The organism is Kangiella shandongensis, from assembly GCF_020005365.1.
Taxonomy (GTDB): Bacteria; Pseudomonadota; Gammaproteobacteria; order Enterobacterales; family Kangiellaceae; genus Kangiella; species Kangiella shandongensis.
In genome coordinates this window covers 157,696-171,877 of sequence record NZ_JACNML010000001.1, presented here as the reverse complement: position 1 = coordinate 171,877, position 14,182 = coordinate 157,696, and the positions used below count along the sequence as shown (strand labels likewise).

The window sequence follows — 14,182 nt, the reverse complement described above, 5'->3', positions numbered from 1 at the left end:
TTTGATGCGATATTGCATTGTTGGGCTATAAAGCGAAGTTAAGGTTGAAGCATGTTGACAAAAAAAGTGTATGTTGCGGTGGCAGTAGTATTGGGGGCTTTGAGTATTCAGGGAGCCGATGCGGAAGAAAATACCACTAAGCAAGATGATGACAATCAAGAAACTGAAGTGATAGAAGTCGTTGGTGAAGGGATTGACGGAAACGGCGTTTATCTTGAGAAAGATGCCAGCAGCGCTACTGGCATGGGGCTTACGTTACGCGAAACACCGCAGGCGATTTCGGTTGTCACCCGTGCACAGATGGATGATTTTGCCCTGCAAAACATCAACGATGTGTTACAGGTCACCAGTGGCGTCAACGTTGAGAAAGTCGAAACGGATCGCACTTATTACAGTGCGCGAGGTTTTGATATCACGAACTTTGAATATGACGGTGTCGGTGTTCCTTTTGTCTACGGTAATACCTACGGTGACATTGATGTGGCGATCTATGATCGCATCGAAGTGATCCGTGGTGCTAACGGCCTGATGTCGGGTACCGGCAATCCGTCGGCAACCGTTAACTTTGTGCGTAAACGCCCAACGGATGACTTTCATGCTTCTATCGCTGCCATTGCTGGGTCATGGGATAATCAGCGTGTTGAAACGGATATCTCCGGTAGTCTGAATGAAGATGGTTCTATCCGAGGCCGTTTTGTTGGTGCCTATCAGAACAAAGACTCTTACTTGAATCGTTACTCTGTGGAGAAAGAGATCTTCTATGGGGTATTAGAGTTTGATTTGTCTGAAGACGCTATATTAACGGTGGGTCATACCTCGCAGGATAATAAGCCTAACAGCCCAATGTGGGGGGCTTTAACACTGAATTATACTGACGGGACTCAGGTCGATTATGACGTGTCGCGTAGCACTGCAACCGACTGGTCTTACTGGGATGGCACGATTAACCGTACCTTTGCCGAGCTAGTCTATAATCTGGGCCATGACTGGGAGCTGGTCACAACCATCAGCAAGCGAAAGGACACCATTAACAGCGCCTTATTTTACGCTTATTCTGCCGGTGGTTTGAATCCAGATCGAAGCGGTTTATTTGCTTATTCAAGTCTGTATGGCTATAAAAATGAACAACTGTTAGCCGATATTGCTTTGAACGGTTCTTTTAATCTGGCTGGGCGTTCGCATCAGGCGAATTTTGGTGTTAACTGGTCGCGCTCAGAAGCCGATGATGTATCTGTATACGGTCAGGATATCGGTACGTCATTACCATCGTTTGATGACTGGACTGGTGATTATCCAAGACCGGGCTTCGGACCTTATGAAAATGGCAGCGACTTTACCGATGAATTGAAAAGCTTTTATGCGGCAGCACGCTGGTCATTAGCGGATGAGTTGTCTTTGATTACTGGTTTCCGTTCAACCAGTATGGACTCGGAAGGAACCAGTTATGGTCAGCCGAAAGAGTACAATATTGATAATGAAATCACGCCGTATGCCGGTGTGGTTTATGACGTCAGTGATAACCTGTCATTGTATGGCAGTTATACTAAGATTTTTAACCCTCAACGTGAAAAAAATATTCATGGTGATCGTCTGGATCCAGTTGATGGCGTCAACTATGAGTTAGGCATCAAGGGTGAGTTCTTTGACGATATGCTGAACGTGAGCTTTGCCGTTTTTGATACTGAGCAAAACAACATTGCTGAATATGCAGGTACCGACACAACAACAGGTCAGGATTACTTTATTGGTGTCGATGGCGTGTCCAGTCAAGGCTATGAGTTTGACGTGATGGGGCAGGTGGCTAAAGGCTTGCAACTGTCAGGTGGTTTCACGCACGTGGATATCGAGGGGGCGAATGGTGAAGATGTTCGTACCTTTACACCGCGAAATACACTACGCTTATCGGGCTCATATACTTTCCCTGAGTTTGAAGCCTTACGATTGGGAATGAACGTCAGATGGCAGGATGATATCTATCGGGATCAGGGAGTTGCTACAACTGGTGTAAATGCAGGCCAGCCTTTCAGCGTTGAACAGGACAGTTATGCAGTCGTCGGTTTGATGGCAGGGTACGAAATTTCGGATAATCTCTCGGCAACCTTTAATGTTGACAACGTGACGGATGAAAAATACCTGACCAGTTTGTATTGGGCACAAGGCTACTACGGTGCACCACGCAACTATACACTGACCGTACGTTGGGGAATGTAAAACAAATCTTGTAGTCGTAAAAGGACTGGCACGGGCCTGTGAAAACAGGTTCCGTGCCTTTTCGTTAGTACTTTTCTTTAATCTGGGTTAGATAAAATGGCAATAAAAAATCGTCGTTTATGGTTTCAGGTTCATGGTTGGCTTTCGCTTCCCATCTGGATTTTGTTCAGTTTTATATGTTTAACGGGAACCATTGCTGTACTGAGTCATGAGCTTACGTGGCTGACCAATCCAAATGCTCGGGCTAATAATCCTCAGCAGCTGGAGGCTAAGCCGGTATACGAGCTGGTGGATGTGGTTAAAGAAGAAATACCCGATGCCAAGATTCAGGGGGTGATGGTGCTCGAGCCATATTTGGTGACACCGATTCGATTCAGTAGCAAAGATCACCCTGTCGGTATGGCTTATATCAATCAATATACTGGTGAGATCCAGGAAATTAACAATGGTTTCACTTTCGTCGAGTTTATGCGCTCATTGCATGGCTGGCTGTTATTTCCATGGCAGGAAGGCTACAGCATTGGATATTACCTGGTTTCGCTGATGTCCCTAGTGACTCTGGGTGCCTTGATCACTGGTTTGGTCGTTTATAAAAAGTTTTGGAAATCATTTACTCAGCCGCGTTTGCGGCGAAAGAAAGGCGCGCGGACTTTCTTTGGTGACTTTCATCGTTTGAGTGGTGTCTGGTCGATATGGTTTTTGATGGTGATGGGGGTGACTGGGCTCTGTTACTTTATACAAGCTATAGGCTGGCATAATGGCTCGGACGTCTGGGACGAACCCGAAGCCGTGATGATCCAGCAAGTGCCGACCAGCCAAAACCAGAAAGCGGTTCCGCAGCGAATTTCACTTGAAGCGGCAATGCACAGCGCCGAACAGGTCATGCCAGGGTTCGAGCCTTCCTATATCGCCATGCCAGAGCACCATCGTGGTCATTTCACGATCATGGGCTCGGGGGGCGAAGTATTTTATGATTCCTACAGCCACCAAGCTTACGTCAACCCCTGGACCGGGACAGTTGAGGAATTACGTCAGCCTGACACCATGAATGGGTTGCAAACCATCGTGCATATCACGGATCCATTGCACTACGGCACCTTGGGTGGGATCTGGACCAAGATTCTATGGTTCTTTTTTGGTCTGTTATTGAGCATGATGTCGATCAGCGGCTTTGTGATTTACAGTAAACGGACTGTAAAAAGCCCGAAGAAAGTAAAGTCCAAGACGTTACAGGAGGAATTGGCTAATGGCTAAACCTGCAAAAAAAGCAGCAACAAAACGCTGGAAATACTGCCTTAATGGGCTGTTGTTGATTTTGCCAATTTGGTATTTGTACCACCAGATGAATCCGACGTTCCCCGAGCCGTTAGAGCAAAAAGATATAGGTCCTTTTACCGTTCAGCCAATGCCGCTGAACAACGAAGCGGCTTACGATTATGGTGGTGGGTACCTCAAAGACTTCAGTTTGACGTTCTGCGAAGGCTGCACAGATAAAATCCGCTACGCCTACATGAGTGTCGGTGAATCACCAGCCCCCATGCCTGAAGGCGTAGACGGCGTGATCCACGGCGCCAGCGACCTCAAACACGCCCATGCACCTTTTCCCGAACAAGTGACTGAAAGCGATAAACTCTGGGTGACCGTGCAAGACTGGCAAGGTAAAAGTTACCATGCGTTTTGGGACTTAAAGTAATCAGAAGAAGCAACAAAAAAGGCCCACCTTTCGGTGAGCCTTTGTTTATTTGGTGGAGGCGGCGGGACTCGAACCCGCGTCCGCAAATCCTCTGCTTCAGAATCTACATGCTTAGAACCATTTTTAATTTAACCTTTAACGAGCCAATGGTCAGGCTTTCAAAGGCGGTCTCGAGGAAAGTTTAACAGTTGGCTGCCGAGCACAGTTACCTGCGAGTCCCTGTCTATGACTGTCTAGCTCCTACCAAGGACGCTCAGAGTAGACAGTTAGCCTTAAGCGGCTAAAGCGTAGTTGTCTTCGTTTGCAACTATAAGTTTTCAGCTTTGATTTTACGAGATTCGCTGAACATCTCGACATGCAACTAAAGTTTCGTAATCCACGTCGAAGCCAGATTCGCCCCCATGGAACAGTTCATTATAACTTATATGGGTACTATGTATATAGACTTCAAGTCACTAAAAGTAAATTGTGGCTTGGTTAACATTCCTAATGTAAGCAAACGGTTACACTCTGTGGGCTAGAGTAGGAGGGTTAATGTCACAACAAAAAACTCAACGCATTGCATCCGCAATGTTGTCTCATAAAGGTGTGTCTCGCCAAAATAACGACGATAAAGTGTATGGCTCATCCGAGTTAGGCTTATGGCTATTGTCTGATGGGGTTGGTGGTCTGAAGCAAGGCGAGCAGGCCAGTTTATACACGGTTAAAGAAATTAGAAAATCCATTATTGCCGGGGCAAACCTGTTTAATGCTGTCCATTCCGCTCACTCTGTGATTAAAGCGTATAATCGTCATGAAGAGCAAGACCGCGGGGCAACGGTGGTGGCTTTGCATTCGAAAGGTGATGCTTATGAGCTGGCCTGGGTTGGCGATAGCCGTGCTTATCTGTGGAATGAAATCACTGGTGAGTTAACGCAGTTGACTGAAGATCATACCTTAGTTCAAAAGTTGATGAATGCAGGATTACTGGAGCCCTCTCAAGCCAAACACCATCCGAAGCGTCACGTTATAACCCAATGCTTGGGGATTGAGAATGATCATCAATTAAATATTGGCTTTTTGACGCGAGAGTGGGATTATGGTGAACACATTCTATTAGCCAGTGATGGTTTATATGATGAATTATCGCGCACAGAGTTGATTGGTGCGTTACGCATGCAACGAGATAACCAAGCAAAAATAGAGTATATGGTCTCGCTTGCATGTAAAAATGGGGGTAGCGATAATGTCTCGGTCATTCTGTTGTCTTCGCCTGTTGTTGAACCGAAGAAACCTGAAAAAAAGAGTTTTATCGATCAAATTAAAGAATTATTAAAAATAGGTTAACGTGAGGTAAGTATGTCGTCACAAGATCCGTCAAAAAACAGACCTGTAAGAAAGAATAAAGAATATCGAGAAGATAAAGCAGGTCCGCAGGGAACATTGGTTTTTGACTCTAAAGAAGTTGATAGGATGATTGCTGCTGAAATTCAGAAGTTAGAAGATGATGGAACAAAAGTGCCTGCATTACTGGCAACGACCAAGCCTCATGCTGGTCAAACCTTTATTCTGGACTATGGTAAGAATGTTATTGGTCGTGGCAAAGGTAACGGAGTTACGATATATGACCCGGCAGCCTCTTCGACACACGCACAAATCACTTACTATAATGGTGAATGGAAAATTTTAAACCTGCTTTCGTCAAACGGTACTATCGTTAATGGTGAAAAGGTCTCTGAGCGAGAGTTGTCTTTCGGCGACAAGATTCAGGTAGGCCATACGGAGTTTTTATTTACTCTGGTCGATGCGCAGGAAAGTCAGGACGAAGAGCAGGCTGAAATCAACTGGATGTTGGTGGGTTCTCTTGGTGTTGCCGCGGTGTTGCTCATTGGCGTATTAATCTGGTTATTCCTTTAATCTTTTAATGTCAGATAAATTAACCATAGGTCGCTACGAACTGATTGAAGAAATCGGTCGTGGCGCTATGTCTGTTGTTTATTTGGCTAAGGATCCTGAAATTGGCCGCTCGTTGGCCATTAAACTATTGAAGCATGACTTAGTCGAGCAGGAAGAATATCGACAGCTCTTTCTTCGTGAGGCGAGAGCTGCTGGTGGCTTGAGTCACCCGGGCATTGTTACTATCTATGATGTTGGGATCTGGCAGGAGCGGCCCTATATTGCAATGGAGCTGCTGGAAGGTAAGAATCTGGATGATTATTTGAGCCATGAGGGGCCAATGTCACTGGATACCGCTTTGGAGCTAGCGTGCCAGCTGACTTCTGCTCTGCATTATGCCCATAAAAAAGGCGTGGTACACAGAGACATTAAGCCTGAGAATATCTTAGTTCTGGACGAAGGGAAACGATTCAAAATTACCGACTTTGGTATCGCGCGAATAGAGCATCAGTATCTGGAAGGGGAGAGTCAGGACGAGCAAGCTAAGGTTATGGGGACCCCGGCCTACATGTCTCCGGAGCAGATCTCGGGTAAAGGAACCGACTTTAAAAGTGATTTGTATTCTCTCGGCGTCATTTTATACAAGGTAACCAAGGGTGAGCTGCCATTTCAGGCCGCTAACTATGGTGCCATGATGCAAGCTGTTTTGCAGCAAAATCCAGAGCCATTAAATGCCTATTCTGAACAGGGTTTTATCTGGCAAAGCATCATTTTTCGCTTGCTGCAAAAAAATCCTGACCTTCGCTATAACGATACGGATGAATTAACCGAAGAATTACAAGAGCTTGCAAAAGAGGTTGAGCAAAGTGGGCAGGGTGTTGCCGGTATTCGGTTTTTCTCGATGCGGGCACGATGGGCTATTGCACTGTCCTCGTTGGTTTTCGTGGTAATGGTACTAGGCATGGTTTGGGTTTATGACCGTCAAAATGAACTGATGAGCCAGCTGGTTTATGATTATGGAAGTTCGATGGCGCAAATTATATCCAGTGAAACGGCAGAGCCCTTATTGTTGGGCGAGGATGTGGCTCTGCAGGCGATTACTCTGGATATTGTGGAAAACTCACAAATTTTATACCTCTCGATCCGAGATAAGTCGGATCAGATACAGAGTAGTAGCAGAGAGGAGTTGGTCGGTAGAAAGTTTGAAATTTTTGAAGGGAGTCGCCCGATTAGTGGGAGCAAGGGCAGCCGCATCTTTGAAAATAATGAGTCTTTTAGCCAAGATGCTTTTTTGTTTGATACTCCTATCTCATTTCAGGATAAGGGAATTGGCTACGCCACTATTGCGATTGGGCGAAATAACTTAATTAATGCAACGCGCTCTTCATTACTGACCATGATCATATGGATGTTTGTTATCATGTTAGCTGTGTTCTCGGGCGTCTATTGGCTCGCCAATAAATTCACTCAGCGTATTAATAAAGCGCGACAGGTCATTAAAGATATCAGAACCCACGGTCAGGCGGATTTGATTAGGGTTGATTCCCATGATGAGGTTGGTCGTCTACAGCAAGAAGTTAATGATTTAACTCAAAAGCTGGCAGGTTTGACCAAAACCCAGCATATGAGCATGGATGAGGTCAGCGAGTCGATTAAGGGACTGACCGAAATAGATAAAACGGTTTTGTTAGACTACTCGAACGATGACTCGAAACAGGAAGCCAATAATAAATGAATTAATTTATAGGTTATCCAGTTTATTTTGTAGGGCTTTTACCCTGTCTCTATACACCAGCGCCAGATCATCGTTTGGGTTAAAGGCTAAGATCTTTTTCCAGTAACCCAGGGCTTCTTCGAGCTCCTGATTTCGATAATGGCGTAATGCCTTTTGATGATAATGTTCAGAAACAGTGTTGCGTGAACCCGTGAATAAAATATTATCTTCTAACGGCTGCCCTATCTGTTGCCAAGCCCTCAATAGTATTATGTAGGCTTTATCAAATTCTTGATTATCAGCATAACGCTTAGCGTTAACAAGCTCCTGTTCAGCTGTTAGTACAGTTAGCTCTTTTTGCAAAGTATTTTTGTATGATGCATTTAATGAATCTTCTGCAATGAGCCCGGTCAGCAAGGTTTTGGCCTCATCTACTTTCTGTTGTCGTTTGTAAATCGTTACTTGTTGCTGAGCGCTGTCGACAAGCTTTTGTTGGAGTGCCGCATTACCAGCCCAGTCTTCTTGATTAAGAATCCACTGAATTGCCTGGTTGTATTGCTCATTCTTTATCAGCCTGGCCAAGTCTGGGTACTGTTCATGGTCGGCTGAAGCACTGCTGTCGTCCGTTTGAGAGGCGTCTTGCTGTGCCAGCTCTTTCTTTTCATTTGGTAGTTGTCTAAGTTCTTCTTGAGGAAGTTTTAACTTCTGACCAACATAGATGGCGTCATTAACATTCAGCTGATTAAGTTCTACTAATTCGGTGTAGCGGCTAGAGGCACCGAGAAATTTTTGTGCGATTAAGCCTAGCGTGTCACCGGATTGAACAGTATAGGTATGAGTTGAAGGCACTTCTTTCTTTTGCTTTTTAACAGGTTTGTGCTGAGACTGAACCTTTGCTGGGCTGGCATCAACAATAGGAACGATAACGTCGTCGCGCTCTTCCTTAAAAGAGCAGCCGCTAAGGATAAGTGCAGCACTGACGGCTGTTAATGTTGTCTTAGAAATACTTTGGGTTGCTTTCAACTGATTCAATTTCCTAATAATTTTGACAAATAATAGTAGCAGGATTTTTTTACGTTAACTGTGATGAGCCATTGTTTTTAGAACTGGGTCACACACTGTGCTTCATTAAGCGTTCTTTGGTTTTATTCCACTCACGTTCTTTTTCGGTAGCTCGTTTATCATGAAGCTTTTTACCTTTGGCCAGACCAATTTCAAGCTTTACCAAGGATTTCTTCCAATATAGCTTGAGAGCTATAACTGTGTGCCCCTGTTGTTCAACGCCACGGAATAGTTTTGCTATTTCATGATCGTGTAGTAGTAGCTTTCGTGTTCTCAAAGGGTCTGCTACAACATGAGTTGATGCACTAATTAACGGAGATATATGGCAGCCAAAGAGGAATGCTTCGCCATTTTTAAGGAGTACATAGCTTTCAGATAAGTTAACCTTGCCGGCTCTTAAACTCTTAACTTCCCAGCCCTGTAGCGCCAATCCCGCCTCAAAGGTTTCTTCTATGAAGTAATCATGGCGCGCCTTCTTGTTCAAGGCGATGGTATTACTCGACTGTTTGCTTTTACCTTTCTTTGCCACTCAATGTCTCTCTATGGTTAATGAAGATACTTCTCTAATATCAGGATTATAGGCTTCATGAGGCAGGGGCTCAATAGGTTAGGATTTTTCAATACGGCAATGTTACAATTGTTGTAAGTAATTTGATAGCGAGTTCCATGAAAACAATTAAGCGTGAGGCTTTGCTGCCCTATTCTGCGCAACAGATGTTTGAGTTAGTCGATGACATTGAAAAGTATCCTGAATTTTTACCGAATTGTGCAGGCGCTAAAGAGCTGGAGCGTTCTGCGAACACCGTTACAGCGAGCCTGGCGGTATCAAAGGGTGGCTTTGAGAAGGAGTTCACGACAAGAAATATCAATGCCCCGTATAAGACTATAGAGATGGAGTTGGTTGAAGGGCCTTTTAAGCATTTAAGTGGTTGCTGGACTTTTTCGAAACTCGATGAACAGGCGTGTAAGGTTGAATTGATCGTTTCGTTCGAGTTTACTAATCGCTTAGCAAGTATTGCTTTTAGCAATATTTTCAGCCACTTGGCTGAGTCTTTTGTGGATGCTTTTTCTGCTCGGGCTAAAGCTGTTTACGATCGGGTTTAAATTAAGACGGAGAAAGTTACAGTGGAGCAATCTTCTAAGAGCGATATTCAAGGAGCGGAAAACTGTAAGCTGAAGGTGGAAGTCGCTTATGCTTTACCAGAGAAACAAACCCTGTTGCAACTGGAAGTTCGAGCTGATGCAACCATTGAGGATGTGATTTCACAGTCAGGAATATTGGATTTATATCCAGAGATTGATTTAAATAAGCAGAAAGTTGGCATCTTCAGTAAACTGGCAAAGCTGGGTGACCATTTACACGATGGTGATCGAGTTGAAATTTATCGCCCCTTGTTGATTGACCCAAAAGAAGTTCGCAAGCAGCGAGCGCAAAAAGCCAGGCAAGAAACAAAAAAATAATAAGGATTAAGCATTGCTACGATTTATTTACACTCTCGTTTATTACCTGTGTGCCCCTCTGCTGTGCATTCGTTGGATTTATAAGAGTTTTAAGCCGCCACAGTATCGAGAACCTCTTCGTGAGCGTTTTGGTTTTGTTAAAAAACAAAGCAAACCGTCGATATGGTTTCATGCGGTTTCGATGGGAGAGGCGAACGCAGCCAAGGCAATTATTGACAGATTGCTTCAGGTGGAGCCTCAGCTTAATGTTGTCGTCACGACGACAACTCCAACCGGGGCAAAACAAATAATTGAAGGTCTTGGTGACAAGGTCACTCACCACTATTCTCCCTGCGATTTGCCTGGCGCCATTAAACGGTTTACCCGGCGTGTTAAGCCTAAGGCATTAATTATCATGGAAACGGAGTTGTGGCCAAACTGGCTTCACCATATGGAGAAGGTGCACATCCCTGTTGTACTGGCTAATGCCCGTATGTCGGCTAAGTCAGCCAGTAAATACCTTAAAATTGCTTCTTTAAGTCAACAGATGATGAGTACTTTTGAGCGAATCTTACCAGTAGGTAAAGAGGATGAAGCTCGCTTCATCAAACTGGGTGTAAGCAGTGATAAGTGTATGGTGACCGGAAATATAAAGTTTGATCAGGCTTTTGAACAGAACGGGAGACCATCCTTTTTTCCTCCATGGCAGGAGCAGGGCTATTTAGTATGGTTAGCCGCCAGTACCCATAAAGGGGAAGATGAGCTGTTGTTACAGGCCCACCAAAAAGTGAGAGAGGAATTACCTGACGTTAAGATGGTGCTTGTGCCGAGACATCCGGAGCGTTTTGATGAAGTGACAAAGCTGGTGACGTCTTATGGTTTTTCCTTTGCCCGCCGTTCTCAGCCAGAAGCATGGCAAGCTTCGGCTGACGTACTTGTTGGTGACTCTATGGGTGAGTTAATGCTGGCGTATCAGTTGTGTGATCTTGCGTTTGTCGCTGGTAGCTTAACCCCAATCGGTGGGCATAACATGATTGAACCTGCTTCAATTGGGAAACCTATTTTGTCCGGTCCATACGTGCATAACTTTGATGAAATATTTCATCAGTTAGAGCTGCATGGCGGGGCGGTGACTGTCGATAGTGTCGATGCTATCAGCACCATGGTTATTCAACTGCTGAAAGACCGAGAACAGCGCATGGAGATGGGACAAAAAGCGAAAGCGGTGGTTGAGCAGAGTCGAGGTGCCTTAGATAAGACGGTTGAAGCTTTAAGGCCTTTCCTTTAAAGCTTAGGGAAAGGCCCCAGCATCGAGCTAGTTATTCAGTAACCACTGGTTTACTTGCTCAAGATCTTGTTTCGTTAAGGTTCCAACCGCTTGCTTGAGCTGCAAGCCACTCTGTAAGTAGTCAAACTTAGCGCGGCTTAAAGAGCGTTCTGCGGCATAAACAGCGCGCGTGGCAGAAAGCACGTCAATGATGTTACGCGTACCAGCCTGATAACCGTCTTGCGTGGCTTCTAAGGAACTTTGGCTTGATTCAAGTACACGTTTATTGGCTTTGAATGATTGAATGGCTGCTTTTAAGGTTGAGTAAGCCGAACGAACATTTTTCTGAACCAGTCGAGCATTCTGCTCTAATTCGTGAGTTGCTTTTAAATAACCTTGTTTGGCCTGCTCTGTTTGAGCAGAGGTTCTAAAACCTGAGAATAGCGGGACTGATACGGTTATTCCTGCAGTGTAGCCATCGGACAGGGTGGATGAGTTGGTTATGGTCCCTGGCGGTAATGCAGGCGTTCCTGTTGTACCTTGAGGGAAAAGTCTTTCTGTATCTCTGTCTTGATCGCTATAACTGATCTTTAAGTTCGCGCTTGGATAATGCCCGCTGCGATTTCGTTTCACTTCATCTCGTGCAATCCGCACATTCATCTGCTGAGCTTTTAGGCCAAGGTTTGACTCATTGGCCACACGCATCCAGTCATCAACATTGTCTGGCGTTGGTTGCTGCATGGAAACACTGTTACCAATATCTTCAAGCTGGGAGTAGTATTTCCCCGTCAGTTCACGCAAAGTCTCCTGGGCATTGATCAAGTTGTTTTCCTGACTGATGACGTTGGCAACGGCTTGATCATAATTTGCCTGGGCATTGAGAAAGTCTGTAGCATTGGCCAGGCCTGCTTCGTATTGCTCTCGAGTCAGCTTGAGTTGTTGTTGCAGGGCTCCTTTTTCATTGACCGTTATGTCCAGAGCTTCTTCTGCGGATAATATATCGAAGTAGGCTTGAGTGGTGCGTAGCATCAGACTTTGTAAATTAGCTCCATGGCTTAACTCCGAAGCTCTGACCCGCATTTCAGCTTGATCTAAAGCTAACCATTGACTCCAGTCAAACAGTACCTGATCCAGTTGTACTCCATAGGTAGTGCTATTCACTACATTATTGAAGGGATCGGACGGGCTGCCATCGAGACCCTGACCTTCATTATCCGAGTCAGAACGTGAGCGGCTGATGCTACCATTAATTTGTGGCAATAAGTTAGAGCGTGTGATGCGGTATCCTTGCTCTGTGGATTTTAGATCCGCTGCACTGATCTTGTACTGAGTATCATTCTCTAATGCATCCGAATAGACCGTTAATAAGTCGGTGCTGGCAATGCTCAAGTTTGTCATTCCACCAAGCAAAGCAGCAGCGAGTAGTTTATAAGTGGTTGTCTGTTTCATTAAAAATGGTCTCTTAATGTGTTATTAATTTCCTGAGGAAGCAAACTCTAAAAGTTAAACTGTGGTTTTGGCTTACTATTAATCAGCTCTGGAATGACTGTTTCGTACAATGTTTCGTAGTGCCACTCTTCTTCTCCAAGGCGTGTAATCAGTTGAGCCTGCATAGCTGGCTTAGTTCCTGTTACACAGAATAGGCGACCACCTATCGACAGGTGTGTCATATAAGCCTCTGGTAACTGATAATAACTTCCGGTAATCGCTATGGCATCATAGGGCTTATGGTGCGGCCAGCCATTAACAGCATCACCTTCTTCAAACTCAATATTGGTAAGCCCTAAGCTCTTCGTTATAACGCTTGCGGACTCAATAAACTCTTCAATGATGTCCACGCTGTAAACTTTTTTTGCCAAGCTTGCCATTAAGGCTGTGCAGTAACCGGTCCCTGTGCCAATCTCTAACACTGAGTCCGTTGGTTGAATGGCCAGGGCTTGTAGCATTCGGGCTTCTTCCTTTGGAGTCATCATGATCTGACTATGACCAATATCGATTTGGGTATCTGCATAAGCAATGTCACAATACCTTTTCGGAACAAAACGGTCACGGGCTAACCCCTGGATTTTGTCCAGCACGCGCTGGTCAAGAACATTCCACGGGCGAATTTGTTGTTCTACCATGTTGTGTCGTGCCTGTTCGAAATCAGCGGCCATATCTGTCATGATTACCTCACGTTACCTTGTGCAAAGAATAGTCATTTCTAATATTTCAAACAACAGGGTAAGTGTAACAGATTATGAAAGAGTGGTATGCTCAATCTAATAGTGAGTCGAAATAAGGCTCTGCATTGCAAAATAAATAGAGGTATCATGTCCTGCTTTACACACGACGATATTAAATTTATTGATAGTGAAGATCTGTACAAGGGCTTTTTCTCGATGAAAAAGTACCGTTATCAGCATCGTCGTTATCAGGGTGATTGGAGCCCCGTTGTCGAGCGTGAAATTTTTGAACGAGGCAATGCGGTTGGGGTTTTACTGTATGATCCCGGTAAACAGAAGTTTATTATGGCCGAACAGTGTCGACCTGGCGCTTTAAAAGGTGACGATACCCCTTGGTTGGTCGAGATCGTGGCAGGTATGGTTGAAAAAGGCGAGAGTCCAGAGGATGTTGCAAAAAGGGAGTCACTAGAAGAGGTGGGCTGCCACATTCAACGGTTGATTCCAATGTCAGGCTACTGGGTCAGCCCGGGAGGAACGACAGAATATGTGGATTTATTCTTGGGTTTAGCCGATAGTGATGAGGTCGCCGATTACGCTGGGCTTGAAACTGAGCATGAAGACATTAAAGTATTAGTGCTCAGTCGAGCGGAAGTATTGAAATTATTAGAAGAAGGCCGCATTAATAATGCGATGGCGATTATTGCGATACAGTGGTTTTTATTAAATGAAAGTAAGCTGAGCTTACCCTGAATGAT

At 44.8% G+C, this 14,182-nt stretch carries 14 protein-coding genes and 1 other RNA gene; 10 read left to right on the top strand and 5 right to left on the bottom strand.

Annotated elements, in window-relative coordinates; translation table 11 throughout:
- Positions 1–51 precede the first annotated feature (51 nt).
- From H7708_RS00740 to H7708_RS00730, 3 genes are all read left to right on the top strand, one after another.
- Positions 52–2,211 (top strand): TonB-dependent siderophore receptor, encoded by a 2,160-nt coding sequence (locus tag H7708_RS00740; protein WP_223668549.1) that lies wholly within the window; start codon positions 52–54, stop codon positions 2,209–2,211.
- Between the two features lie 96 nt (positions 2,212–2,307).
- Positions 2,308–3,465: a PepSY-associated TM helix domain-containing protein gene (locus H7708_RS00735; RefSeq protein ID WP_223668548.1), complete on the top strand. Its 1,158-nt coding sequence runs from the start codon at positions 2,308–2,310 to the stop codon at positions 3,463–3,465.
- Entirely contained in the window at positions 3,458–3,904 is a 447-nt protein-coding gene (locus H7708_RS00730; protein ID WP_223668547.1) for a hypothetical protein, read from the top strand. The genes H7708_RS00735 and H7708_RS00730 overlap by 8 nt, the downstream gene beginning before the upstream one ends.
- Before the next feature lie 50 nt (positions 3,905–3,954).
- Here H7708_RS00730 and ssrA read toward each other — a convergent pair.
- Positions 3,955–4,305: a transfer-messenger RNA gene (gene ssrA, locus H7708_RS00725) on the bottom strand.
- Between the two features lie 133 nt (positions 4,306–4,438).
- Here ssrA and H7708_RS00720 point away from each other — a divergent pair.
- From H7708_RS00720 to H7708_RS00710, 3 genes are read left to right on the top strand one after another with little or no spacing between them, the layout of a single operon-like run.
- Positions 4,439–5,230, top strand: a complete 792-nt coding sequence (locus H7708_RS00720) for a PP2C family protein-serine/threonine phosphatase (RefSeq protein WP_223668546.1) — start codon at positions 4,439–4,441, stop codon at positions 5,228–5,230.
- A gap of 12 nt (positions 5,231–5,242) precedes the next feature.
- Positions 5,243–5,800, top strand: a complete 558-nt coding sequence (locus H7708_RS00715) for an FHA domain-containing protein (protein WP_223668545.1) — start codon at positions 5,243–5,245, stop codon at positions 5,798–5,800.
- A gap of 7 nt (positions 5,801–5,807) precedes the next feature.
- On the top strand, positions 5,808–7,514 hold the full coding sequence (locus tag H7708_RS00710; protein WP_223668544.1) for a serine/threonine protein kinase: 1,707 nt from the start codon (positions 5,808–5,810) through the stop codon (positions 7,512–7,514).
- A 6-nt stretch (positions 7,515–7,520) separates the two neighbouring features.
- Here H7708_RS00710 and H7708_RS00705 read toward each other — a convergent pair whose 3' ends face one another.
- A complete protein-coding gene (locus H7708_RS00705; protein ID WP_223668543.1) occupies positions 7,521–8,516 on the bottom strand; it encodes a LysM peptidoglycan-binding domain-containing protein in 996 nt (331 codons plus the stop codon).
- An 88-nt stretch (positions 8,517–8,604) separates the two neighbouring features.
- Positions 8,605–9,084, bottom strand: coding sequence for an SsrA-binding protein SmpB (gene smpB, locus H7708_RS00700; RefSeq protein WP_223668542.1), 480 nt, complete (start codon positions 9,082–9,084; stop codon positions 8,605–8,607).
- Between the two features lie 137 nt (positions 9,085–9,221).
- Here smpB and H7708_RS00695 point away from each other — a divergent pair, with 137 nt between their 5' ends.
- From H7708_RS00695 to waaA, 3 genes are read left to right on the top strand one after another with little or no spacing between them, the layout of a single operon-like run.
- Positions 9,222–9,659 (top strand): type II toxin-antitoxin system RatA family toxin, encoded by a 438-nt coding sequence (locus H7708_RS00695; protein WP_223668541.1) that lies wholly within the window; start codon positions 9,222–9,224, stop codon positions 9,657–9,659.
- Positions 9,660–9,680: 21 nt separating this feature from the next.
- Complete coding sequence (locus H7708_RS00690) at positions 9,681–10,016, top strand: RnfH family protein (protein ID WP_223668540.1); 336 nt, start codon at positions 9,681–9,683, stop codon at positions 10,014–10,016.
- 13 nt (positions 10,017–10,029) lie between these two features.
- Complete coding sequence (gene waaA, locus H7708_RS00685; RefSeq protein ID WP_223668539.1) at positions 10,030–11,283, top strand: lipid IV(A) 3-deoxy-D-manno-octulosonic acid transferase; 1,254 nt, start codon at positions 10,030–10,032, stop codon at positions 11,281–11,283.
- 27 nt (positions 11,284–11,310) lie between these two features.
- On the opposite strand, the gene H7708_RS00680 is transcribed toward waaA, so the two are convergent.
- Both H7708_RS00680 and H7708_RS00675 read right to left on the bottom strand, forming a co-directional pair.
- A complete protein-coding gene (locus H7708_RS00680; RefSeq protein ID WP_223668538.1) occupies positions 11,311–12,711 on the bottom strand; it encodes a TolC family outer membrane protein in 1,401 nt (466 codons plus the stop codon).
- Between the two features lie 47 nt (positions 12,712–12,758).
- Positions 12,759–13,427: a protein-L-isoaspartate O-methyltransferase family protein gene (locus H7708_RS00675; RefSeq protein WP_223668537.1), complete on the bottom strand. Its 669-nt coding sequence runs from the start codon at positions 13,425–13,427 to the stop codon at positions 12,759–12,761.
- Positions 13,428–13,574: 147 nt separating this feature from the next.
- Here H7708_RS00675 and H7708_RS00670 point away from each other — a divergent pair, with 147 nt between their 5' ends.
- Positions 13,575–14,177 carry an NUDIX domain-containing protein gene (locus tag H7708_RS00670; RefSeq protein WP_223668536.1) on the top strand — a complete coding sequence of 201 codons (603 nt, stop codon included), beginning with the start codon at positions 13,575–13,577 and terminating at the stop codon, positions 14,175–14,177.
- Positions 14,178–14,182: the final 5 nt, after the last annotated feature.